General features: G+C 59.8%; 25 protein-coding genes and 1 tRNA gene. 11 read left to right on the top strand and 15 right to left on the bottom strand.

Annotated elements, in window-relative coordinates:
- The first annotated feature begins 19 nt into the window (after nucleotides 1–19).
- From DV707_RS07650 to DV707_RS07630, 6 genes are all read left to right on the top strand, one after another.
- Nucleotides 20–93 (top strand) — tRNA-Tyr (locus DV707_RS07650).
- 107 nt (nucleotides 94–200) lie between these two features.
- A complete protein-coding gene (locus DV707_RS19390; RefSeq protein WP_103989852.1) occupies nucleotides 201–461 on the top strand; it encodes a DUF7563 family protein in 261 nt (86 codons plus the stop codon).
- Nucleotides 458–625 carry a hypothetical protein gene (locus tag DV707_RS18440; protein ID WP_160113896.1) on the top strand — a complete coding sequence of 56 codons (168 nt, stop codon included), beginning with the start codon at nucleotides 458–460 and terminating at the stop codon, nucleotides 623–625. The genes DV707_RS19390 and DV707_RS18440 overlap by 4 nt, the downstream gene beginning before the upstream one ends.
- Nucleotides 622–921, top strand: a complete 300-nt coding sequence (locus DV707_RS07640; RefSeq protein WP_103989853.1) for a hypothetical protein — start codon at nucleotides 622–624, stop codon at nucleotides 919–921. Before DV707_RS18440 ends, DV707_RS07640 begins: the two co-directional genes overlap by 4 nt.
- A complete protein-coding gene (locus DV707_RS07635; protein WP_200820831.1) occupies nucleotides 918–1,241 on the top strand; it encodes a hypothetical protein in 324 nt (107 codons plus the stop codon). The genes DV707_RS07640 and DV707_RS07635 overlap by 4 nt, the downstream gene beginning before the upstream one ends.
- Before the next feature lie 156 nt (nucleotides 1,242–1,397).
- Nucleotides 1,398–3,059 carry a MarR family transcriptional regulator gene (locus DV707_RS07630; RefSeq protein WP_103989855.1) on the top strand — a complete coding sequence of 554 codons (1,662 nt, stop codon included), beginning with the start codon at nucleotides 1,398–1,400 and terminating at the stop codon, nucleotides 3,057–3,059.
- Nucleotides 3,060–3,596: 537 nt separating this feature from the next.
- Here DV707_RS07630 and DV707_RS07625 read toward each other — a convergent pair.
- The 13 genes from DV707_RS07625 to DV707_RS07565 form a co-directional block, all read right to left on the bottom strand.
- Nucleotides 3,597–4,646 (bottom strand): two-component system sensor histidine kinase NtrB, encoded by a 1,050-nt coding sequence (locus DV707_RS07625; protein WP_103989856.1) that lies wholly within the window; start codon nucleotides 4,644–4,646, stop codon nucleotides 3,597–3,599.
- A gap of 956 nt (nucleotides 4,647–5,602) precedes the next feature.
- The gene (locus tag DV707_RS07620; RefSeq protein WP_103989857.1) at nucleotides 5,603–6,886 is read right to left on the bottom strand and encodes a helix-turn-helix domain-containing protein; all 1,284 of its coding nucleotides are present in this window, start codon (nucleotides 6,884–6,886) and stop codon (nucleotides 5,603–5,605) included.
- A 340-nt stretch (nucleotides 6,887–7,226) separates the two neighbouring features.
- The gene (locus DV707_RS07615; RefSeq protein WP_103989858.1) at nucleotides 7,227–7,511 is read right to left on the bottom strand and encodes a hypothetical protein; all 285 of its coding nucleotides are present in this window, start codon (nucleotides 7,509–7,511) and stop codon (nucleotides 7,227–7,229) included.
- Nucleotide 7,512: 1 nt separating this feature from the next.
- Nucleotides 7,513–10,137, bottom strand: coding sequence for a hypothetical protein (locus DV707_RS07610; RefSeq protein ID WP_136361822.1), 2,625 nt, complete (start codon nucleotides 10,135–10,137; stop codon nucleotides 7,513–7,515).
- A 2-nt stretch (nucleotides 10,138–10,139) separates the two neighbouring features.
- Nucleotides 10,140–10,997 (bottom strand): hypothetical protein, encoded by an 858-nt coding sequence (locus DV707_RS07605; protein WP_136361821.1) that lies wholly within the window; start codon nucleotides 10,995–10,997, stop codon nucleotides 10,140–10,142.
- Complete coding sequence (locus DV707_RS07600) at nucleotides 10,990–12,954, bottom strand: hypothetical protein (RefSeq protein WP_103989861.1); 1,965 nt, start codon at nucleotides 12,952–12,954, stop codon at nucleotides 10,990–10,992. Before DV707_RS07600 ends, DV707_RS07605 begins: the two co-directional genes overlap by 8 nt.
- A gap of 2 nt (nucleotides 12,955–12,956) precedes the next feature.
- Entirely contained in the window at nucleotides 12,957–13,340 is a 384-nt protein-coding gene (locus DV707_RS07595) for a hypothetical protein (RefSeq protein ID WP_103989862.1), read from the bottom strand.
- Nucleotides 13,341–13,748: a hypothetical protein gene (locus tag DV707_RS07590; protein WP_103989863.1), complete on the bottom strand. Its 408-nt coding sequence runs from the start codon at nucleotides 13,746–13,748 to the stop codon at nucleotides 13,341–13,343. It abuts the gene before it with no gap.
- A complete protein-coding gene (locus DV707_RS07585; RefSeq protein WP_103989864.1) occupies nucleotides 13,745–13,993 on the bottom strand; it encodes a hypothetical protein in 249 nt (82 codons plus the stop codon). Before DV707_RS07585 ends, DV707_RS07590 begins: the two co-directional genes overlap by 4 nt.
- On the bottom strand, nucleotides 13,990–14,391 hold the full coding sequence (locus DV707_RS07580; protein ID WP_136361820.1) for a hypothetical protein: 402 nt from the start codon (nucleotides 14,389–14,391) through the stop codon (nucleotides 13,990–13,992). Before DV707_RS07580 ends, DV707_RS07585 begins: the two co-directional genes overlap by 4 nt.
- A complete protein-coding gene (locus DV707_RS07575; RefSeq protein WP_103989866.1) occupies nucleotides 14,378–14,728 on the bottom strand; it encodes a hypothetical protein in 351 nt (116 codons plus the stop codon). The genes DV707_RS07580 and DV707_RS07575 overlap by 14 nt, the downstream gene beginning before the upstream one ends.
- A 3-nt stretch (nucleotides 14,729–14,731) precedes the next feature.
- Nucleotides 14,732–15,235, bottom strand: a complete 504-nt coding sequence (locus tag DV707_RS07570; RefSeq protein WP_103989867.1) for a hypothetical protein — start codon at nucleotides 15,233–15,235, stop codon at nucleotides 14,732–14,734.
- Nucleotides 15,236–15,239: 4 nt separating this feature from the next.
- Nucleotides 15,240–16,889, bottom strand: coding sequence for a twin-arginine translocation signal domain-containing protein (locus DV707_RS07565; RefSeq protein WP_103989868.1), 1,650 nt, complete (start codon nucleotides 16,887–16,889; stop codon nucleotides 15,240–15,242).
- A 153-nt stretch (nucleotides 16,890–17,042) separates the two neighbouring features.
- Between DV707_RS07565 and DV707_RS07560 the strand changes: the two genes are divergently transcribed.
- From DV707_RS07560 to DV707_RS07545, 4 genes are all read left to right on the top strand, one after another.
- A complete protein-coding gene (locus tag DV707_RS07560; protein WP_103989869.1) occupies nucleotides 17,043–17,309 on the top strand; it encodes a hypothetical protein in 267 nt (88 codons plus the stop codon).
- Between the two features lie 840 nt (nucleotides 17,310–18,149).
- On the top strand, nucleotides 18,150–18,767 hold the full coding sequence (locus DV707_RS07555; protein WP_103989870.1) for a tyrosine-type recombinase/integrase: 618 nt from the start codon (nucleotides 18,150–18,152) through the stop codon (nucleotides 18,765–18,767).
- A gap of 47 nt (nucleotides 18,768–18,814) precedes the next feature.
- The gene (locus DV707_RS07550; protein WP_103989871.1) at nucleotides 18,815–19,039 is read left to right on the top strand and encodes a ribbon-helix-helix domain-containing protein; all 225 of its coding nucleotides are present in this window, start codon (nucleotides 18,815–18,817) and stop codon (nucleotides 19,037–19,039) included.
- Nucleotides 19,029–19,412: a type II toxin-antitoxin system VapC family toxin gene (locus DV707_RS07545; protein WP_103989872.1), complete on the top strand. Its 384-nt coding sequence runs from the start codon at nucleotides 19,029–19,031 to the stop codon at nucleotides 19,410–19,412. The genes DV707_RS07550 and DV707_RS07545 overlap by 11 nt, the downstream gene beginning before the upstream one ends.
- Before the next feature lie 13 nt (nucleotides 19,413–19,425).
- Here DV707_RS07545 and DV707_RS07540 read toward each other — a convergent pair whose 3' ends face one another.
- Nucleotides 19,426–20,583 carry a restriction endonuclease gene (locus DV707_RS07540; protein WP_136361819.1) on the bottom strand — a complete coding sequence of 386 codons (1,158 nt, stop codon included), beginning with the start codon at nucleotides 20,581–20,583 and terminating at the stop codon, nucleotides 19,426–19,428.
- 130 nt (nucleotides 20,584–20,713) lie between these two features.
- On the opposite strand from DV707_RS07540, the gene DV707_RS07535 reads away from it, so the two are divergent.
- The gene (locus DV707_RS07535; protein WP_136361818.1) at nucleotides 20,714–20,992 is read left to right on the top strand and encodes a ribbon-helix-helix domain-containing protein; all 279 of its coding nucleotides are present in this window, start codon (nucleotides 20,714–20,716) and stop codon (nucleotides 20,990–20,992) included.
- 324 nt (nucleotides 20,993–21,316) lie between these two features.
- On the opposite strand, the gene DV707_RS07525 is transcribed toward DV707_RS07535, so the two are convergent.
- Complete coding sequence (locus DV707_RS07525; protein ID WP_235010694.1) at nucleotides 21,317–21,517, bottom strand: PRC-barrel domain-containing protein; 201 nt, start codon at nucleotides 21,515–21,517, stop codon at nucleotides 21,317–21,319.
- Nucleotides 21,518–22,136: the final 619 nt, after the last annotated feature.

Raw genomic sequence — 22,136 nt, 5'->3', positions numbered from 1 at the left:
CGGCGCTACGTAGAGTTGACCGCCCTTAGCTCAGCCTGGTAGAGCAGCCGACTGTAGATCGGCTTGTCCCCCGTTCAATTCGGGGAGGGCGGATATTCTACGGTGTTGGACGGTCTACCGTCCAATATTCGATTCCGTTCACACACCCGAGAGCCCCATCTATCAGTACATCGAGACACCCGCATCCCGGGGGGATCACGATGATGCACGTCGTTCGCGATCGCCCCGAAGGGCAAACCGCGTGCGCGTGTTGCGGGGCCCACGTCACCGACGACTTCCGCCGCGTCTTCGGCGACGAGAACGACGTCGCCCACCGCTGTCTCGCGTGTGACTGCCGGGCGCGAATCCAACGCGGGAGCGCCGCCGGCACGATCGTCGATCTACCCGATCCTCAGGATCACCCGAACCGGAACCGCGGTCGTCGCGTCCACGCTCGTACTGACGGGGGTGACGTCCGTTGACCCGACCGAAGATCGGTCACTGTGACGGCTGTGATCGGATCCGACCCATTCGACGGATCGGCGTCGAAGACGGTCGCGACGTCTTCCGCTGTGGCGACTGCGTTCCCTGGGGAGAGGGCGTCGCGATGATCGATCACGTGACGCTCAACGGGAGGGAACGATGACGTGCGACCGCTGTGGGCGTCCGACGTCCCGTCGACGCCACTGTGTCGACTGTGCCCGCGATCTCCGTCAAGAGGAACGCGCCCGGCTCGAAGACGCGAGCCTTCTCGACTTCGAGACGATCAAGCGCTGCCGTGACTGCGGTTCGACGAGCGACGACGTCGACGGTGACTACCTCGAAGGGAATCCCGGTGTGTGGCTGTGTGACGGCTGTCGCCCCGATTCAGACGTACTCGTCACCGACGGCGGTCGCGTGCTCCCCAACGCGCGCGCCTTGGAAGGGGGTGATTCCGCTTGAGTTCCGCCGTCAAGTCCGTCGAAGACGGTCGCGACGCCCTGGAAGGCCGCGGCGACGTCGATCTCGAAGCCGTCGAGATCCGTGACGACGTCAAACTCGGACCGACCGCCGGCGAGTGCGGTGTCCCCGTCGACGCGATCTGTACCGGCTGTAAGACGGAACGCGTGAAGCGGGTATCCGCTGACGAGATCGACACCGACAGCGAAACAGGGACCTTCAGGCACGTCTGTCACGGCTGTCGGAAGGGTTGCTGGTTCAACGTGATCGCGGTCCGGTGGGATCTGATCGAGACCGGTGGGGGTGATCTCGTTGACGAGTGATCGATCTGAAGACGCCGTCTATCACGTCGTCTGTCACGGGTGTCTCTGCGAAGAGATCATCGAGAACGATCGAGTGCTCGCGGCGACGAAGACGATCACTCACCGAAAACGAACGGATCACACCGTCGAGTACGCGGAGATCGGGGGTGATTCGTCTTGAGTACCGACAGCCCGCCGACGAGCGAACTCCACACGGACGTCACCGGCGTCGAGAAGACGTCGTTCCCCGAGCCGCGCGCTCACGGCGCCGCGATCACCGAAGTCTTCGCCGACCTCGCACCCTCGAAGCGCGACGCACCCCGTGGAGAGAAGGGAACGCTCTACGACGCCGCGCTTCAGCTGTGGATCGACGAGATCGGGGATCCAGACCTGGAGCCGTACCCGGTCGTCGAAGGCTTCGATCCCGAGTGGCTTCCCGAGCCGACCGGCGAGTGGGTCGTTCTTCAGTCGTCGAGCCGGTGGAAGGCCGGCACCGGTACCGGATCCGATTACAGCGCGTACCACGAGCAACACCTGAAGATCCGCGACCGGATCGAGACCGTCGACGGCGTCGAGTATCAGAAGCCGCCGGTCGCCTTGCACGTCGAGATTATGCCGCAGTACCCGGGCATGGTCTACAAGAGTGGTGACGAACTCGATCTCCCCCACGGAGAGGGCTCGCGAATCCTCGCGTGGACTACGTGGGCGGAGACCGCCGAAGAGATCGAGCGGCGCGCCTACGACGTACTCCGCGCCGCCTATGGTGACGACGTGATCGACGTCGAGCCCGATCGCGTCGACGAGAGTCGGCGCGTTCCGAAGGCCGAAGCCCACGTTCGTTTTGACATCGACAAGAAGGGAGCGGTCGTCGAGACGGTGAACGACTCGAAAGACCTGATCGACTACGGCGGCACCGCCGAGATCGAGTCGCGATCGCGTCGACAGCGGGAAGGATGGCTTGAGTGCATCGTCGAATCGGATCGGTGGGATTCACTCGGATTCGAGGAACAGCCCTTCTCGACCGAGGTGAAGGTCTATCAGCACTCGAATTGGGATCGGATCAGCGTCGATGATCCGCTTCACCACCCGAAGCTCGAAGCGTCCTTCGCCGGCGTCGATCGAGGTCCGCTCCCGCACGTCAGCGAGTTCGACGACGTGCTCGATCACCTTCGTCGGATCGTCGCCACGCACGCGTTATGGGCCGGCGTCGATCGCGGCGATCTCGTCGCCGACGACTTCTTCGACGGCCCGGCCGCCGCGCCCTGGAGCTTCGAGCGACCGACCGGTCGACGGGAGATGCTTCGGAGACGGTACGAAGACGCCGCGACGACGGTGTTTATGGAAGCCGCGTCGAAGCTGACGACGGCTGTTCACGACATTCTCGCGACCGTCGTACAAGAGAACGGAGCCACCTACGATAAGCTCGAAGAGGTGACGGGACTCGCCCGGTCGACGGTGCGGTACCACGTCGCTCGGCTCGCTGAAAAGGGGGTGCTGAAGCGCATCGGAAACCCGGTGCTCGTCTGCTTCGAGTCGTGGAACCTCCGCGACCGTGCTCGCGAGAAAATCCGGGAAGCTCGTCCCGAACGTACCCGAGAAGACGTCGCTGATGACGCCGAAGAGCGTCGCCAGCGCCGGAACGATGACGACGACGCCGGCGACGTCGATCGCGACGACCTGGAGGGAAGCGACGACGTCGACGACGATCGGATCGGTTTCCGGTACCTAGCGGGGATCTCGGCTGATCTCGACTCGATCCGTGACGAGTTCCACGACGGCCGACTCGGTGACGAAGACATACGCATACGCGTCGACGCGTTGCGCGAGCGTCTGAGATAGGCGCTCGCGCTTTGGGTTCGCCCCGGCGGATAGTCTCGACTCTGTCTCTCGATCTTTCTTTTCGCGCTTCGATTCAGTGTGTAGAAGTCCGACCACGAGATATCAGATTAATTTTAGAATCTTCCTTACTGGTTTTACTCTCATCGAGGTGTTAACGCCAGTTCTGTCGCCAGTTTCCGCCAGTGTCCCGACGTTGACCAAGATCGAGAAGCGGTCGCGAGCGGCGTCGAGCAGTCGCGAGATCGGCGGTCTCGGTGGCTGGGCCATCGGCCCCGGTTGCCAGGGACACCTACCGTAGTTGCCCCTAAGGGGGAGAGACAATATCGCGGGCGCGCAGAACGCGCGCCCGCTCCCCGCACCCATAGTCCCACGTGCGACCGCGAGAGAACCAGAGACGCCGCTACACGCCGAGAACAGGGTAAGGCACGATACCGTGAACGGAGTTGTCAGAAGCGCCTACGACAGTTCTTTCTCAACTATGGAGCCGGCAAGTCCACTCGTTTTTTACCGTATGCGGTCCGAATCCCGGCGGTCGTTTCACTCTGCTTTTTGAAGTTCGACAATAAAGACGGCCCCTTTGGGATCATTGTCTTCAACCCAAACGTCACCCCCGAACTGGTCTGTCAATGTGTGAACGAGATACAGGCCAATCCCGGATCCAGAACTATCTAATCCTCTTTTTCCCTTCCCGAATATCTGCTCTTTTTGCTCATCTGGGATTCCAGGGCCGTTATCCGCAATCCGAACCCGAACGGTTTCGTCTCGATCAACGTATGTGACCGTGATTACGGGTGTCTCTTCGTTGTTGTGTTGCACCGCATTCTCGAAGAGATTCCTGAAGACTGATGAGAGCATCTCGTTTGCGCGAACGGATACGTCGGAGATGTCACCTGACACGTCAAACTGAGCATTTGGATAGGACTCACGTACCGCAGCGAGTTCCGTTTTTATATACTGCTGGAGATCAACGGGTTTCACCTCGGTCGTGTCGTCGCTAACTAGCGATTCGACGAAATCCCGGGAGATCTCTGTGAGTTCAATTACGTGACGAGATTTTCGCAACACGCGGTCGAGCGCGTCTTGTCCCTCGTCAGTCACGTGTTTTTGAAGCTGTTCACCCCACCCGAGAATCACAGACATATCGTTTCGAATATCGTGGCGAACCACGCGATTCAGTGCCTCTAGCTGCTCAGTTCTCTTCTCCAACTGTTTCTCGTTGCGCTTGCGCTCGGTGATCTCGCGGGTATTGATGACGAATCCCTCGATATCGGACTCGGTCCTGTTGGTCGTGACTGATTCCGCCCAGACCCACGAACCGTCTGCGTGTCGAAGCCGGTGTTCCTGTTTTTTCGTTGATTGACTGGGTGCTCCGACAATCTGGTTGAACGCTTCGACAGCTTGCTCCCTGTCGTCGGGGTGAATCAGACTAAACGCCTGTTCCCCGATTAGTTCATTGGGATCGTATCCGAGCATCGTCTCGACAGCGGGACTAGCAAACTGAATGACCCCGGTTTTATCGAATAGTACGATGACGTCCGTAGAGTGGTCGATGAGTGCCCTGTATTGTTCGACAGTCTGAAATTCCATTATGGATTCCCCAAAACTTGCTACATTTTTCAAATGAATATCAAATAAACCTGACGACCATTTCTACCACAGTGATGAATACAGCCTCTGTATCTCCCAACAGTTTTGGTATAGTACGGATAGTGTAGATCTCTTACCGGTACATAAGTTTCATAAACTGAATGATCCGCTAATCTTGATTTCGCGTCCGGTCATAACGACCCAACCGAGAAAACGGCCTATTACTTGATCCAAGTATAAAATCCTCTGAATAGATTTTTGAAACCAATATCTGCTCCGAGTGCAACAAGAACGATCAGATATGCTATTAGTGACAGAAGACTGTTCAATATTTGTGTCGTACTTGCTGACTCTAGACCGGCCAAGAATTGAAGTGTCGCTAATCCTCCTCCGAGTTTCATAAACAGCACGATAAATATTATAGTATCCGGGTCAAGCCTTTCACCGACCCACCACCAAAATAAAGCTAGTGAGATGCTAATCCAATACAACGTCACTGGTTCCCACACCATTAATTAAGCATATCTGATAAATATACGTCTGAAACTCATTTTTTATTCTAGCCGGTTGGGGAGCAATCTCTATGTTAAAATAATAGTCAATCGAATAATCTTTTGCGGTGAAGACATATCTGGGTATATGACCAATACACCTCTGAATACAATCAAGCAACTTGTAGACAGCGCTATCGAAGAAACAGACGACAGCGGTATACGGTTCAAACTCCGGACAGCCAGCCAATTAGTCGATGTTGTACAATCTCGGAACGACGATCTATTGGATTCTCTTGAGAATGCTGACCTCAATGACGAATTACAAGAGGAACTGCACAATATGGGATATATTGAATAAACTCCTTACTAAGCGATTGAAAATCTCGACAGAGCCATCCCATACTGCGAGCGCGAGCACGAGCACGAACGCGAACGTAAGCCCGCTCACGTACACGAGCGCGTTCATACGGCCGCTTCACCTCCCCCACTCTCGCCCTCGTCACGGAACGGCTTGATCGCCTTCGAGACCGTCGATCGACTCATATCCCACGCTTCGGCGATCACGCTTTGCTCGACGCCGGCGTCGACGAGCAAGGCCCATATCTCGTTCCGGAGATCGAGCGGGAGATCGTCGAGGCCGAGTTCGTCGTCTTCGTCATCGACGAGATACGACCGCTCGCTGAAGTTCTCCATATGCTCGATCTTCTTTTCCTTCATTTTCTCGTGCTCCGGGTTCCCGGCGAGATCGCCCCAACGGATCCGATGAAGCCGCTTCTCGAAGACTTCCCCCGAGTGATCGTCGACCTTCGAGAGATAGACGATCCCGACGCCCCGCTCGATCACGTTGATCCGGAAGTCAGCGAGTTCCTTCAGCCGCTTATCCAGCATCGACGTCGATGGGAGCGTCGCGAGCGTCGACACTTGCCACGCTCGCATCGTGCTCCAGAACTGCGTCAGCGTCACGTTGTTCGAAGACGTCGAGCGTCGGTTGTCGGCCATTTGTTCCATCTCATCGCCGAGTAGCATCGCCCCGGGATCGAGATTCAGGTACGCTCGCGTGTACTCCTTGGAGTGGAGCGTTCCCTGATCTTCGGCGTCCCACCCGCCGGGAGAGTGATCCCAATCGATCGACAGCGTCTCCGCCAGCGTCGTCTTCCCCGTTCCGGTCTCGCTGTCGCGAGCCGTCACGAGCCCCTTGATGTCTCGGTTCTCCGCGTTCCGACGGCTCTTGAGTTCCTGGAGGGCATTCCAGTGGTGTCCCGGTTCGCACTCTACGAGTACGGGTCGGGGATCGGTACGCCGCTTGTCGTCGGTGACGTTGTTCGGATCGTCCGGGATCCGGTAATGGATCTCCCCGTCGCGTTCGATCTCGTCGACGCGCATCTTCGATAGCACCCGGTAGACGAGATCGTCCAGCTCGTCGCGCTCGTCTTCGTCGACGTAGAGATCGGCGACGGTCTCGTGGGGGATCAGAATATGCGTGGACTCGACGACGATCCCGTCGAGCGCTTCGAGGTCGTCGTGAAGCGCGTACTCGCTGTGTCTTCCTCCCGGCTCGAAGTAACTCGCCCGTGCTGCATCGGGCTTCACCGGATAGATCATATCGAGCCGCGCCGCTTCGGGGAACCGCGACCGGATTCGACGTCGAGCGCCGACTTCGGCGTACCAGTTGTGTCCTTCGAGTGCCTGTTCGTTGACTGTGGTTGGGGTGTTGTGGGTCGGATCTACGGTATCGATGTCGCTCATAGGTCGGTGGAGATCGGATCGAGATCAGTTCGGCTCCCCCGGGGTCGCACGGGTGCGCCGCGCCCCGCCACGCGGGAACCGGTCGGTGCCCCCAATTGAATACTATAACCTATCACGCGCTCAATTTCACGAGCGCGTGCGTTCATACACACGCGCCGTAATGCGATTCGCGCGCTCGACCGCGTGATTATAGCGTACGCGCCCCCGCGCCGTGTGCGGATTCGCGTATTCACGCGAGCGCACGCCGCCGCGGTACTGTGGGCGCGGTCGCGAGCGCTCTCGATCGCGCCCACGAGCACGCTCCCGTCGCCGTGCGGGCGCGTCGGCACTCGCGGGCGCATCAGGGAAGCCCTCCGAAATTCCGGGCGATCCAGTTCCCGACTTTCCACGATAGACGCGCTCCATCGACTATTCTCCCGATATTCACGTCGACGACACCGACGGCCGTCATCCCGGCGAGAGCGAACATTATTACTGCCCCGAGCCACAGCCACGTCTGGATCGCTTGGGCACGCATCAGCACTCTACCGAGCATAAACAGCGCCGCCGCGACGCCACCGCCCGCGAGTAATTTTCCCACGAGTGCGAGCGCGTTCACGTCCGCGAAGATCGGCGGAAGCGGCATATCAGCGCCCCCGTCGAACGGCTTCGATCACGACGCTATCTCTCGTTGTCACCGCCTTTACGAACCGGTAGATCGCATAGAGACCGATCCCGCCGCCGGCGAGCCAGAGAACCGGCGAGACCTGACCGAGCCCGCTTCCGAGTTGACGACTGATGAACAGCGTCGATCGAGAGATCGCGTTCGGTACGAGCGCGACGACGGAGAGTAGTGCTGCCACGACAGCGATCGCGACGACCGCCCAGCGACCGACGCCTGTCTTCGACGCGCCCACAGCGCCACCGAAGACGACGACTCCGGCGATCGGGATCAGGAGAAGCGGATTCGACAGCGGAGCGCCCGATTTGGTGGGCACGGGAACGCCACCGCCGCCACCACCGCCACCGCTCGATCCCGTAGTTTGCTCCACGAGTTCGATGTAGAAGACTTCGCTGTCGTCGTCACCGAGATCGAAGATCGCCGGGGATTCAGCGGTGTCAGAGTCGACCTTGTACCCATCGCGCGTCTTCGACTTCAGCGCGTACGTCGATCCCGACGTCGTGTCGTAGTATCGGATCTTCATCGAGTCGCCGGTCGTCGAGCCGGGTTCGATCTTGAACTCTGGACGGTCCGCATCGATGATCGAGACCTTCGCGTCCGTTTGGGGCTCGACGTCGATCGGTGCGACCCGCGCGGTCGCGGTACTGCCCGCGCCCGCGTTCGGCGCGTATATCGACTGATCGTCTCCGCCGTTCGTCACGTGTGCATAGTCGCTCGACGACCACGACTCGTTCGCGAGATAGTTGATCCGATCAGCTCCCGTCGAGTCGCTGACTTCGATATGGAAGTCCGACGAGTGCGACGTGATCTCGATGCCGCTCGATAGCTTCGAGCCCATTACAGTCGGTTCGGTGACTTCGATCGCTCCGTTGTGAACGACGACTTTCGAGCCGTTCGCCCGCACGTCGAGCGTCGCTCCGGCCTCGACGTCACCGATCTCGGCTTCGAGCGTCGTACCCGTCATCGACCACTTCGGAACGTCCGACCAAGACGAGTCGTTGATTCGATACTCGAAGTCACGCACGTCGACGACAGTACCCTCGAAGGGGATCGTCACTGTCGCGTTCGCTCGATCGCTTTGGTAGGTTTTTGAGACGTTGTACCGCTCCGACCACTTCTCGCCAGTATAGTCGACCGACTGATTCGCGACTGTGTCGTGCCGGTACTCGACTCCCACAGAGGGTGCGGGAGCGTCCGCTGACAGCGATGAGAGTGAAACGTTGACCCGGTTTGTCCCCTCCTGAAGCGAAGATTTGTTGATCGTTACCGAGGCCGTTTCCCCCTCGCTAAGAGTACCAGTGTAATTCTTCCAATCGCTATTAAGTTCGACAGCGGGATTGATTGTCGCGCTTTTTTCCGTGTAATTGAGAGTCGCTATCGCGCCACCCTCCGAAGTACTCCCATCTAATTGATAGGTAGTCGGGGAGAGGCTCAGGGTCCGATAGCCTGATTCTCCGTCGGTCAAGTTGCCAAAGGAGTATGTAGAGCCGTCAATAGAGACAGATACGTCAGATGCGGGAGGCCGTTCAGTAACCTGTGTCCAGTCGTGATCAACATTACCACTTGTCGACACGTCGACGGTGATAGAATCGACCGCTCTCTCAGGCATATCAACAGTCGGATACTCCTCTGTGTCTTCAGCCATATTGGGGTTGCCGCCGCTCGCGTACTCCTCGCCGTCGATATAGACGGTATAAGAGTAGTCGCCCGCTCCTGAATCAAAATATGAATCGAATTTCAGTTCAATTACCTCAGGGAAGGGGATAGCGGTCGTCTCATCACCAAGTGGTTTAATATCGGTCGCCTCACCCGACGAGGCTCCCGTTACGGTCAGATTTGCGCTCACGGATTCCGTACCAGCAACCGTTATACTCCGGTTGTCGGTTCGAGTAAATCCGAACGACTTACTCTCATTCTCTGTCGAGAGTTGGCCTGTCAGATTTAATGTAATATCTGACGCAGCGTCGAGATCAGCAATATCGTAAGTGATCGTTGACCCATCCGTCGCCGGATTGAGAGTCGCGACGAACTCGCCGGAGAACGTAACTGTGTTGGTACTGAAGTGTTCGATCTCCCAAATTGCACGACCGCCTTCGTAGGAGATAGGGACTTCGTACGTCTCTCCCGACTCGTGTTCGACGTTCGCGAACTCAGGTTGGTACCCGAGTGCTTCAGTCAGTGCTGACGCGTTCACCGAAACCTCACGGCCGGCGTGATACTGATCGTCGGTCGCCTTGAGCACGACGTCGCCGTCGGCGTTCGTCGTGATCTCGACGAGCATCGTCCCGGCGTGTTTCCCCGCGGTCACGCCCCACGCCGCCGCGTGCTTCGGTGGGCCGTTTCCGTTGCCCGGGAATCCGCTGACGCTGACGCTCCCGGACGGAACGCCCGCGTGACCGGGCGGACTCGCTGGCGGTCCCGCGTTCGACGGCGGACCACCGTTGCCGGGCGAGCCGCTGTTCCCCGGTGCCGCCGCGACCGCCGCTGTCGCGAAGGGCAACAGTATCGACGTCGCGACGATCAACGCGAAGACCACGGCCAGCGCCCGTCTACTCGTGCGCTGTTCGTCTCTCGAAGTGTGTCCGTTCATAATCACAGTGAAGGTCGGTTGCTCGCAGTCTGTTCTTCTTCCACGAACTCGTTCGCGTGCTCGATCCGCTCGTCGACCGCCCGCGCCGCCGCGGGAAGCACTTCGTCGGCCGCGAGCACGAGCCGGAGTTCCGACGCTTCCGGGCCGGCCGGCTCGATCAGGATGTCGTCGGCGAGCGCCGGCCGATCCAGAATCGCCTGTTCGACGAAGCCGCCGTCGAGTTCGACGAACGATCCCTCGATCGTCTCGCTGTACCAGATCAGGAGCGTCGTTCGGCTCTCGAAGCCCTCCAGGAACTCCCCGAGCGCCCACGTCAGCCGCTCGCTGATCTCCGTCAGCGCCGGCATCATCCCTGGGTGCCGCTGATCCTTCCCGTCGGGAAGACCGCCGTCGTACTCCCCTGGAGTCCACTCGCGGGATTTGAACCGAAGTCGACGCTGTGCGTCACGGCACGCCGGCACGAAGTCGGCCGTCGCGAGCGCCACCCGGATGCGGATAGCTCGATCGCCGTTGAGCGCCGGCCGGGTGTCGGGCGCTGGATACTCGTCGATCAGGATCGAGAGATCGGCTCGGCTCGACAGCGCCGTCGCGATCCACTCGGCGGAGAACTCCCCGAGCGTATGCACGAGGGCGCGAAGTCCCCACTCGACGAACGACCGCCGATCGTCGAAGCCCGCAATCAGTTCGGCGAGAAGATCACGCTGATCGGTCGTCAGGGTCCGCATCGCCGGCCGAAGCTCCAGCGTCTCGGGCCGGTCGTCGAGTAACTCCCGAACCGCCGGATCATCAAGTATGCCCGCGAGTTCCGCGGCGTCGGACCCTATGTCGAAGTCGGTCGCCCCACGAACGTCGCTACTCATCCCGACCACCCTTCCGGCCGCCGTCGGTGTCGATCTCGTAGGACTCGCGCTCGTCGGCGGTCCCGTTCGTCCCGGCGTCTTCGGCCGGCGGCGCGATCCGGTCGGCGAGTTCCCGGAGTTTCGTCATCTCCTGGGACTCGGCTTCGTTCGCCCGCTCGACGCGTCGCTTCGCGTCGGCTTCGAGCGCTCTATCGCGCCAGTGATCCGCCGTCGCCTTCTCGCTGTACCCTTCGAGCGTCGAGATCATATTCGCGATCGTCGCGTCGAAGTGAGCCGGCGCGAGCGACACCTTCGCCGTCGTGTCTGTCGCCGGATGGACCACGAGGATCAGGATCGACGCGAAGAACGCGAACGCGCCCCATATCGCGGACGTCGTAAACCACGTCGTGAACGCGGTCACGACTCCGATGAAGGCGATCCCGAAGGCGATCAGTCCGAACCGGATCGACGGGAGCGGAACTCCCATAATCCAGACGCCGTCGTCTTCGGTCTCGGGCCAACTCCAGAGTTCGGGAAGACCGATCTCCAGAGTCTCGCCCGAGTGATCGATCACGTGCTCCGCCGTCGGGTCGACGACGACGATCTCGTCGTACTCGTCTTGGGACTTCTGCCCGACGAGCCGCGTCTTCAGCTGATCCAGCGCCGTCGCGTCGTCGCGGATCTCGACGTCGGTCGGCACGCTGTCGAGTTTGTGCGCGTCGAGCCGGTGAGCGTCGAATTCCAGGAGCGGAGTCGCGTCGTAGAACGGCCACACGCGAGCGAGCGCCGGGATCCATCCAGGTCGCGGGACCGCGAGTCGGCCGTCGCGATCCCGCTCGATCACCTTGTGGGCGCGGTTCCCCCACCGCCACGTCCCGCGACCGTCTTCGTCGATCTCCGCGTCGACGGCCGACGGCTTCAGGAACAGCCACTCTTCGGGCTTCTCCCTGATCAGCCACGCCGCCGACGTCGCGACGAAGACGCCGAAGAGCGCCCCGATCAGTTGGGGCCGCTGTGCCAACGAGCCGACGATCCCGCTCCAGAAGAGAAGGACGACCGGCACGGTCGGGACGAACGTCGCGAAGGCGATTTCCACCGGATGGATCACTACCGCGCCCATCTTTTCGAGCGCCTTCTTCACGACGAACAGCAACGCGATCGCCGTGATCAGGGTGATCCCGCCGACGTTGACCACGGCCCACTTGATCCGATCACCGATCGACGACGACGGCACCGACGCGGTCGCCGGGTTCACCTGCATACGGAACGCCCACTGCGTCTGCCATCGCGCTCCATCGATCCACATTGTCACCCAGCGCTGTTCGCCGTACAGCGACGGAAGCGACACCTCCTTTCTGAAGAACCCGTCTCCGGAGAGGGTGACGTCGACGCGGTTATGCGTCACGTTCGCCGGGATCGTCTCCGACCTGACGACCGTCCGGTTCCCTTCCGTCGTGCGGTAGTTGACCGTCTTCGGCCGCCACGTCACGACGTGGACCGTGATATCTTCGTCAGGCACGTCCCATCCGAGCATCCCGCCGATCCACACGTGATCGCGCTCGACGACCGTGTACGGACGAACGTACCGCGAGTGGTTCGCCGCGTCGTCGACGCACGTGAGACACGTCGGGACGTGTCGGAGCCATATCGCCCCCGGACCGAACTGTCGCACTGACGGCCGGGAAGAGACGATCTTCCCCTGTTGACGCAGTTTCGAGGCGTTGAACTCAGTCTTCGGTGGACCTTCCGGTTCCGACGCCGAGTCCGACGACGACTCGTTGTCGTTTCCGAACGGGATCGGCCAATCGGGACCGTCGCTATCCGACGCCTGGAAGCGCCGTTCGTCCCCACCCGCATCCGGGGCCGCCGTAGCAGCGCCGGCGAAGGCCGGAGCGATCGCCCCGGCGACGAGCACGAGTGCGAATACGACCCTCGCTGCCGCGCTCAGACCGCTCGTCGTCGATCGGTTGTCCGTCATAGTTAGCTCGTCTTCAGTGCCAGACCGAACGAGACGATCAACAGCGACACCGTCAGGAAGATCGGGAGCGAGATCGCGAGGTTCCCCGAGACGACGAACGCCCCGAGCCCGATCAGTCCGAGATCGACGACGAAGTTCGGGTTCGCGATGAACACCGAACCGATTTGGCCGATCCCGCCCGCGATCCCCATCCCGAACCCTTCGAGCGCTCCGACGAGTCCCGCGATTCCCAGCGATGCGCCGAAGGCGAACTTCTTCGCTCCACCCTTCGCTCGACGCTTCGTCCGTCGCGGGCTTCGCTCTTGGAAGGCGATCACCGCGATCGCGCCGACGATCACGACGAAGACCGCGATCAGAACGATCGTCAGCGTCGACCCGAGCGGCATTTAGATCACCTCCTCGACGTCGATCAGTCGGTGGTGATACAACGCCGCCACGAGCGCGTAGACGGCCGCCGTCACGAACGTCGCCGCCAGCCCCGAGACCACCGCGAACAGCGACGCTCCGAGGATGAACGGTCCGACGAGCCGAATCCGGCGGTCGTTCGCGAACATAATCAGCACGCCCGACAGCGCGAACGCCGCGACCGCCAGCGTCGACGACGGGAGCGACCACGCAGTCACGCCCACGCCGCCGACGATCAGCCCGAAGGCGAGATCCGCACCGGTCTCTTCGAGCGCGGTGTCGTCGAGCCCTCCCGTCGGTAATCGTGAAGTCGATACGTCTTCAGCCGAGTCGGTACCGGCGGTCTCCGGGTCGTTCCCGATCCCCGCCGACGCGTTTGCTTCGTTCATAGGAACCTCTGTTTCGCACGCTGGAGAAGCGTCCACGCCGCGATCAGCGCGGAGAGGATCGCCAGCGCGATGTAGATACGTTGCACCGCCGTGGCGTCGAGATACGGAACGGCGGGAGCGATACGGAACGCGAACGGGCCGAGTGCGGCCATCAGCACGTCGAGATTGTGCACGCCGAACTCCGCGAACGCGTAGATCAGTGCGCCGACGCTCGTGCCGCCGGCGATGGGAAGTGTTCGTTTCATGGTGGGACGATCAGACCGATGATCACCTTCGCCACCCAGTACGTCGCGAACACCAACGCGGCGACCAACGCCACCGCGATCAGCGTCGCGACGGCTTGTGCAATCGGGGCCGCGACCCCCGCCCCGGCTCCGACCGACACGAGGATTCCGAACAGATCCGATTCGACGGCCAGGAGGGAATCACCGACAGACGCGAACGAACTATCGACGGCGCTCCCCGCCGATCGGACGGCTCCGAAGACGATCGACTGAGCTTCCAGGAGTCCGGCCGACGTCGCCGTGACGAACGCCGAGATCCCGGAGATCACGAAGCTGATGACGACTCCTAGGATCTTCGCACGCGGATTGAACACCCATCCCGGGACGCTGCCGCCGCCGTCGGAACTACTCGAAGACATTGGTTACCCCCACGAGTAGGATCCCGAGCGAGAGCGCCGCCACCGCGAGTGCGACCGCGTAGGCGGAGATCCCGAAGACGTCTATCGATCCAGCGAACTCGGTCGCCGCTCGACGCCACCCGCGCGTCGCCTGGATCAAGCCGACGGATAGGAGCGTCTGATACCAAGCGATCAAGCCGGCGACGAAGCTGTCGATGCCTCCGATGACGAGCGAGACGCCTCTTGCCCATCCGCGAGCTACGATGTAGATCGGCGTTCCGAAGACGATCGTTCCAATGGCTCCCCATCGGATCGTCGTCCCTTCAGCGACCGTCACGCCGAATAGCTCGCGGGACATCGCTCACTCTCGCCCCCCGAGGAACAGCCCGATGGGGCTCCAGTCGACGTTCCGGATCCAGGCGACGAAGAGCCACACACCCGCGATCGTCGCCGCGATCGAGACCACGAACGCCGCGACGCCGTACGGACCGAGAGAGTTCGACGAGACGCGAACGCCCGCCAGCACGATCTCCGCCGGGATCGCCGCCCCGATCAGCTCCGCGAGGTTGTCGAAGAACGTCCCGATGATCGTCCCGATCGAGCCGACCGTTCGGACGAAACCCGCCGCTTCCAGAGCAGTCGCGTAGAGGGTCCCGCCGATCAGGTAGTCCTTGATCAGCACGACGAGCCCGCCGCTCCCCGCGATCCCCGCGCCCGTCGCGACGATCTTCTCGGTGCTCTGAGCACGCGAGTCCGTGGCGAACTCCCCCACCCGCATCCGGGGCCGGGGTAGGGCGTCAGTCAGTCCGCGAAGCCACGCCCACAGCACGGCGAGGTACGCGAACGCTTCTCGGGTGATCCGCATCGGATCACCCCGAAAGCCGCGCGAGTAGCCCCGTGATCCCGAGTCCGCCGAAGATCGCGGCGATCACACTGAGGATCCCGTTACCGCCCTTCGCGGACGGTGGAGCGCCCCCGCCGCCCCCGCCCGAGGACTCCGCGTCGGACTTGTTCGACGACGTCAGAAGGATGTCGGCGAAGAACGTGTTCACGTTCCCGGCCGACGCCGACGACTTCAGCGTCACCTCCGCGCCCCGGGAGTCGTAGTTCCCCGCGTGGGCCGTCTTTGACGTGTCGTCGATGTCGGCGAAGTCGACATCTTCGGTCCCCGTCGCGGTCCACACTTCGACGTACCGGCTCGCGGGGGCCGTCACCTGATCGAACCACGACAGCGCCGTGTGCGTCAGGTCGTAGCCCGTCGGTACCGACTGCTTCCCGCGGATCTGAAGCCGGTAGTCGTACCCCGGGTAGTCGCTCGCTTCGAGGAACCGGAACTCGAAGGGGTGATCTGACTCCTGCATCGTGTACCGCATCGGCTGTTCGACGTCGTAGATCACCGCCGAGTCGTCTTTGAGTTCGTCGCTCATCGTATCGAGCGACGTCATCGTGAACGTGCCCGGACCCGGCCGCTCCCGCTTCACGCGCTCTTCGCTGTCGGTGCCCTCGTTCTTCAGGTACGACCCGAAGACCCACTTCGCGGGCTTCTCCGCGTTGAACGCGGTCAGCGTCACGTCGGCGTCCGACGCCCCGCCCGACGCGGAGATCCGGATCTCGACTTCCTCGATCGAGTCGAAGGTGCCGTCGCCCGAGCCGTCCGTCGCGAGATCGCCGATCCGCTGCTGGAAGACGATCCCGTTTCCGGCTCCGGTGGTGATCACCTTCGCCGTCGACGCGTCTCCGGACGGGTCGACGGTCAGGATCTTCTCGTCGCCGTCGTCGTCGCGAAGAGCGATCTTGACGAGCGCGTTCGACCCGACGCTGTTGACGTTGATGACGCCCTGGAAGTACGACTTTTCGACGTCGTCGGAGACGGAGACGTCCGTGAACGTCGCCGACACCGTCTCGCCGTCCGCGAGCGAACTCGACGCCACGTTGAGCGCCTTCGAGACGTCGAGATCCGCGTCGGTGACGCTGACCGTTCCGGTCGACGCGTCCGTCGTGCTCCAGTGCGTCGCGTCGAGCGCGTAGACGTCTTCGTCGCTCTCGCCGTCGCCGTCCCCGTCGTAGGTCTCCCCGCGCGGGAAGTTGTAGCCGTCCGGGAAGTCGAACTTGTCCGCCCGCACGGTGACGACGTTGTCCGTGTCGTGCTCGGGCGTGCTCGACTTCGTCGGGACGTAGCCCGGAAGCCGGGCCTTGTTCCCGCTGTCGTCTTCGTAGAACTCCAGCGCTTCGAGCGTCGCGCCCCACTTCATCCGGTGCTTCGCCCGCGTCAGTCCGTCTTCCTCGTTGTACGCGTTCGGGACGAAGTCCGACGAGAAGTCGAGCCCCGAGCGACCCTCGGTCCACGCCTTGTCGCGCGTCGACTGTGCCGTCGCCGGGCCCGCCGACGCCGCGGTCGCCGCCGCGACGCCCGCGCCCTGGATGAACCGCCGCCGCGTCGTTTTCTTCGAGATCAGTTCGTCAGTCGGTCCCGCCGTTTCCGGCGAGTTCGGGCTTTCAGCCCGTGCTTCACTCGACATAGTGTTTCGATCAGTCGACTACGTCGACTGATGCTCTCGCGAGCCGTCGCCGTCGTGTGAAAGCACCGTTGAACGGGGGCCAAAGAGAGGAAAATACCCGCCGAGAGCTAGCCGAGCCATAGTTTTAAGACGGGTAGACGGCACGCGGCGACTATGCAGAAACTCCGAGACGACAACGGCTCCGGACTCGTCACGATCCCGAAGAACTTCCTCGAACGCGACGACGTCTTCGACGACGATGGGGAAGTCCCAGACGAACAGAACCTCACCGTCGATCGGCTCGGGGAGCGGACGTACGTGGTCCGGCTCGTCGACGACGGTCACTACCCCGATCTCATCGAGTGCGAGGAGATCGAGCGGCTGGCGGCACAGCGGATCCTTCAGATAGACTCCTTAGCCCGTGATCTACGTGCCGATTGAAACCCATTATCAAAATCTCTAAATCATTACGACTGACACGATTCAGTCAGAGTTCAAGCTATGAGATTTATTCTAATCTCATTATATGTTGGGATCGGAATCCTGCTTAGCTCTGGAATGCATACATATTATACAAGAGATTTTTATGAGAAAATAAGATTTGGTCTGCCGATGTTCGCGAATCCAGATGTTGAGCTCCCTCGACAAGCAGGATATGTTGGCTCTGTCTTAGCTGGTATTCTTAGCAGTATAATTTTGTATGTATATTTCACTTCGTTTCTACCGCCCCTTCCGTCTCAGAACCTCCAATCACTATTGATAGGGGAATATCAGGAAATTCTCGCCATTACTGTGTTGGTGATTTCCGTATCACAAATTATTGGAGGTGCTTCGTGGTCCAAGTTCTTCTTAGATGGTGTCCTAATATTTTTTATCAATCACAGCGACCATTTCATTTGTATATCCTTTTCCATTTTTGACTACAATTTCTTTATTCTTGATAAGTATTGGTAGCTTACTAGCTGGCGGTTGGAATATTTGGAGTCGAGAATTCGTAAAACCACGTATAGAGAATTCAGAGGAAGTAGAACTTGCTACAAATAGCCTAGTATTCCCGCATTTCCCGAGCTTCGCATATTTCGTTATTTGTTCACTGTATAATGTTGTTGGGTTCTTTTTTATTCTTATTTATTATTGGAATTTTAGCGCATAATTATTATAAAAACGGTAGGTATTGCTGTACTTTTAAGCACTGAGTGTTTGTCATACCTAATGTTCGATTCTAGTACACAGACCCGAACATTCAAGCCCCACCGACCTGCCTCCGCTTTTATACTCCCTATGCCCGAACCCCACCGAGACACGAAATCGAACATTCGATTCCTGAAGCCCGACCAAGTCGAAGCGATGCGCGACGCCGCCCACGAGGGTCGCCAAGGCGCGCGCGATGACGCGCTGATCACCGTGCTCTACGATACCGGGCTTCGCCGTGCCGAACTCGCCGCCGTCGATCGCGACAACCTCGATCTCGACGACGGAGTGCTTCGACTCCCGTCCCACGTCCAGAAGGACTACCCGAACGCCGGCTCTCCGGACCCGGCGACGCTCCGGCTCGATCCCGAAGGGGAGCTGAAGACCGAGCGGACGCTTCGCGTCTTCCTGGATCAACGAGATCGGGACAGCGCCGCGCTGTTCCCGAGCCGGAAGTCTGACCGAATCACCGGGAAGGGGATCAACGACGCGGTGAAGCGCGCCGCCCGACGTGCTGACGTCCGGCCGTTCACTCACGTCGGCCGCGGCGAGACCGACGACGTCACCGCCCACACGCTACGGCACAGCGTCGCTTATCGGATGCTCCACGCCTACGACGGATACACGCTGTACGATGTCCGGAATCGACTTCGACACTCTCGGCTCGCGACGACAGAACAGCGGTATGATCACTTCGAGACGGTCTGATCCAACCGGCGGAAATATTATACGCATCGTATACTCACTGTATACTGATGAGCACTGATAGACAACCCGTTCCGGTTTCACTCCCGCCGGAACTCGTACGCGAACTGGACGAACTCGTCGAAGAGGGACAGTTCGGCTCGCGCTCCGAGGCCCTCCGGTACGGGGCTCGGCTCGTGATCCGCGAGGATATGCAGAAACGGCTCCACGAACGAACCTCCGAATCGGCGAAAGACGACATCAAGGAACGGCTCGATCGCAAACGTGTATCTTGATACCGACGTCGTTCTCGCCGTTCTGAAGGCCGACGACTGGCTGAGTTCCGAGGTCGATCTCGAATCTATCGACGATCCGAAGACCTCGGTCTCTACCTGTATCGAAGTCCAGTACGCGATGGAAGGCGAATGGGACCGTACGCGTCTCACTACAGTGAATGAATCACTCGCTGCTGAAGGGATCGCCCTCGTTCCGCTTCGCGAGGAGCACATCGAGGCAGGTGGTGCACTCCAGCGGCGGTACGATCGTCTCAATCTCTTTGACGCGGTTCATCTCGGAACTGCCGACGTACTCGACGAAACACTCGTATCGACTGATACGCTCTATCCCTCGATCGAGGAGATCTCTACTATCGACCCGCGTAAAATCTGAAAACAAACTCACCTCAAACAGCGTCGTTGATCTCGTCGACGACCCGTGGGTTCAGATCAGTGTCGTCGACAAGATCGGTTTGAACCAGTAGCGAGATGAGATCCTTCCCGGCAAAGAGTCGGACTGGATACGTTGAGAGGTTCTCTTCTTGAGCATTCGTAGTATAATGAGACATCGTAAAGAACAGTCCAATTTCGCCGTCGTCAATCCTCGACGCGAGACGGCTGAGTTCTCTTCCTCCCACGCTGCTCGCCTTGTTTTTGACCTGGGCTTTGAATTGGATCTTCGTATCGGGGCCCGGGACCGGAGTATCCGCCAGTAAGTCGATCTTCCCCGTTAGGTCAACGCCTCGATCGCCGCTATCCGGCGTCAGCTGGACATCGTCTATGTGATCCAGGTTCTCCAAAATCCGTTTGATCAGGTGCTCAAGCTTCTTTCCCTGCTCTCTGGTATTGCCCTCGAAGTGAGCGCGGATATTCGAGTGCAACTCCTTGAACCGTCCCGTAGGCTGTTGAGCCGATCGAGAGCGGATCTGATCGTTGTAGATCGAGTACCGATTGACAGTTCCCGTTTCTACCCAGTGATCCCACGCCTCCGGGCCTCCGACGTCGACGCCAGTTCGGGCTTTTCGGTGAATCCATTCCAAGTCGACGGCGTCGATATCGAGAATATCTAAGGATATTCGGTAGTTGACGACGGTCTCCCCATCGTGGTTGTGTCGGCCGATCTCTAACCCGGAGATGATACAGAGCCCGTTGAACGTTACCCAGCCCGATTCCTCTTTGACGAACAGGAGAACCGGGGGAGCTTCCTCGCGGTTGTTCTTCGCGTAGGTCTCGCAGTACTGCTGCTTCACAATCTGGTTGCCGTCTCGTTGAGACGGATCAGGCCCGTCGCCGGCTTTTGAATCTCCCCAGTAGTGGACGATGCCGTCTTCTAGGTTGATGATATCCTCCCACGGGTCTGGCGATTTAGAACCGCCATCAGAAGAGTAGAATACGAGGAACTCACACTCGTCAGTTCCCGGTTGCTTGAGCTGCGCGATCCCCCGGCCGAAGTTGACCCCGCCGTCGAGCGGTCCGTTTAACCACCGGAGGAACTCGTTCGTTTCGAGATCTCGGGAGTTTCGGTACTCCTCTCCAACAACGTAGTGATCGCCATAACTTCCCATCGTCAATTGGTGTTGCGAATGGATGATCAATTGATAAAATGCTCGCCGCCGCTTCTGGTATGAGTAACAAATCGGTAGCTCCCTGAGACCGTGGAAAAACGATATCTGTGAGATAAGCGTCTCACAACATATGAGCACCGACGCGCCTGAGACCGGGCGAATGGTGAAGATCGACGCCCGCGTTCCGGCCTCGGTACTGGAGGAGATCGACGAGGAGTACGAGCGCCGTGGGTACGCCTCGCGTTCGGAGGCGATCCGTGACGCCCTTCGCGATTGGCTGAACCCCTCGGTGACGCTGTCGGAGGAGACGATCGACGCCCTGGCGACGAGCCGCGAGCAGCGCGAGTGTGGCGAGACCCGATCCCTCGACGACGTCGCGGAGAAGTACGACGTCGACCTTGACGAGTAGTCACGAATGCGGAGGTCGAGATTACGCCGCAAGCAGACGAGCAGTGGCACAACTCGAAGACGAAGCCCGCGAGCGGATTCTGAAGAAGCCGCCGAGGGGCGAGATTGGACCGAACACCACCTCGATCCGCTGAGCGGATGGCCCTACTACATGCTCCGCGCCGGTGACTATCGGGCGATCATCACGTGGGATCGCGAGGCCGACGTCCGATTCAGGAGAGAAGACACAGAAATGAACCACCTTCTGTGAGGAATACTCTCTCGGTATCTAGCACGCCGTTCTTGTCATCTATGAGCATTTCAAGAGAGCCGTAACGGTGGTTTTCTACTTTGGGGGCCGGACGAGCAGGTAGTCCTCTTTCGCTTCGATCCGATCGGCCGGGACGATGAGTTGGCCGTCGTCGATCTCGTGGTAACCACCTGAGCCACCGTCGTGTGACCCCAATCGGAGAGCGTGCAGGTCTCCCGTCTTGGGATTCATCGTGATGTTCTCCACCGTCCCGAGCTGCGTGCCTTCAGTCGTCATTACCTCATAGTCAGTGAGGGCTGCTGCCAAGATCGATCCCATAGAGGGGGATCCGTTTCTCACACCTTAGTGTACAAGATAGCTGAAATGATGCCTTCAGTAACTGCCACTACTTCCAAGGGCCGGCGAAGACCGCCGGACGCACGGCGTTTTTCTCCCTATACCGGAATTATCCCAGTTACTTGTGCACCCAGTGTATCAAAAGCACGTCCTGAAAGTACCAGAAATCTGTTAGAAAAGCAGGTTCACAAATCGGTTAGTACGGGTGTTGAGGCAACCAATCGGGAAAAGCTAAACAGTCTGCTGTTAGCAGGTGAGGTATGTCCCTGTCAAGAGATATCCTCCTATTCAGTATCGTGTTGATGTTGTGGGCAGTTCAAATTGAAGCCAGCGGATACGGGGCCTCGAATACGATCGTTCTCACGTCTCTCGCGGTTGGACTGTTTGGACTTATCGGGAGTTTCTTTTCGTCGCTGAACGCTGCGAGTCAGGATCCTGAATCAGGCCCCTCTGAGTGATACGCACGCTCGTTCGCTCGGCTGAGTGATCGACACACACGTGAAATCGAGTAACGAATCGCTCAGTAGCCTCCAGAATCCAAGATAATCAGAAGCGCCGT

The sequence above is a fragment of the Halobellus limi genome, from assembly GCF_004799685.1.
In the GTDB taxonomy this organism is placed as follows: domain Archaea; phylum Halobacteriota; class Halobacteria; order Halobacteriales; family Haloferacaceae; genus Haloquadratum; species Haloquadratum limi.
Note: the sequence above shows the minus strand (reverse complement) of the source record. Positions and strands in the feature narration are given on the sequence as shown.

Bases quoted from the DNA above. Each gene is read 5' to 3' on its own strand.
- DV707_RS19390 (WP_103989852.1), top strand. From the start codon at position 201: ATGATGCACGTCGTTCGCGATCGCCCCGAAGGGCAAACCGCGTGCGCG.
- DV707_RS07640 (WP_103989853.1), top strand. From the start codon at position 622: ATGACGTGCGACCGCTGTGGGCGTCCGACGTCCCGTCGACGCCACTGT.
- DV707_RS07625 (WP_103989856.1), bottom strand. From the start codon at position 4,646: ATGGAATTTCAGACTGTCGAACAATACAGGGCACTCATCGACCACTCT.
- DV707_RS07620 (WP_103989857.1), bottom strand. From the start codon at position 6,886: ATGAGCGACATCGATACCGTAGATCCGACCCACAACACCCCAACCACA.
- DV707_RS07615 (WP_103989858.1), bottom strand. From the start codon at position 7,511: ATGCCGCTTCCGCCGATCTTCGCGGACGTGAACGCGCTCGCACTCGTG.
- DV707_RS07610 (WP_136361822.1), bottom strand. From the start codon at position 10,137: ATGAACGGACACACTTCGAGAGACGAACAGCGCACGAGTAGACGGGCG.
- DV707_RS07605 (WP_136361821.1), bottom strand. From the start codon at position 10,997: ATGAGTAGCGACGTTCGTGGGGCGACCGACTTCGACATAGGGTCCGAC.
- DV707_RS07600 (WP_103989861.1), bottom strand. From the start codon at position 12,954: ATGACGGACAACCGATCGACGACGAGCGGTCTGAGCGCGGCAGCGAGG.
- DV707_RS07595 (WP_103989862.1), bottom strand. From the start codon at position 13,340: ATGCCGCTCGGGTCGACGCTGACGATCGTTCTGATCGCGGTCTTCGTC.
- DV707_RS07590 (WP_103989863.1), bottom strand. From the start codon at position 13,748: ATGAACGAAGCAAACGCGTCGGCGGGGATCGGGAACGACCCGGAGACC.
- DV707_RS07585 (WP_103989864.1), bottom strand. From the start codon at position 13,993: ATGAAACGAACACTTCCCATCGCCGGCGGCACGAGCGTCGGCGCACTG.
- DV707_RS07580 (WP_136361820.1), bottom strand. From the start codon at position 14,391: ATGTCTTCGAGTAGTTCCGACGGCGGCGGCAGCGTCCCGGGATGGGTG.
- DV707_RS07575 (WP_103989866.1), bottom strand. From the start codon at position 14,728: ATGTCCCGCGAGCTATTCGGCGTGACGGTCGCTGAAGGGACGACGATC.
- DV707_RS07570 (WP_103989867.1), bottom strand. From the start codon at position 15,235: ATGCGGATCACCCGAGAAGCGTTCGCGTACCTCGCCGTGCTGTGGGCG.
- DV707_RS07565 (WP_103989868.1), bottom strand. From the start codon at position 16,889: ATGTCGAGTGAAGCACGGGCTGAAAGCCCGAACTCGCCGGAAACGGCG.
- DV707_RS07560 (WP_103989869.1), top strand. From the start codon at position 17,043: ATGCAGAAACTCCGAGACGACAACGGCTCCGGACTCGTCACGATCCCG.
- DV707_RS07555 (WP_103989870.1), top strand. From the start codon at position 18,150: ATGCCCGAACCCCACCGAGACACGAAATCGAACATTCGATTCCTGAAG.
- DV707_RS07550 (WP_103989871.1), top strand. From the start codon at position 18,815: ATGAGCACTGATAGACAACCCGTTCCGGTTTCACTCCCGCCGGAACTC.
- DV707_RS07540 (WP_136361819.1), bottom strand. From the start codon at position 20,583: ATGGGAAGTTATGGCGATCACTACGTTGTTGGAGAGGAGTACCGAAAC.
- DV707_RS07535 (WP_136361818.1), top strand. From the start codon at position 20,714: ATGAGCACCGACGCGCCTGAGACCGGGCGAATGGTGAAGATCGACGCC.
- DV707_RS07525 (WP_235010694.1), bottom strand. From the start codon at position 21,517: ATGACGACTGAAGGCACGCAGCTCGGGACGGTGGAGAACATCACGATG.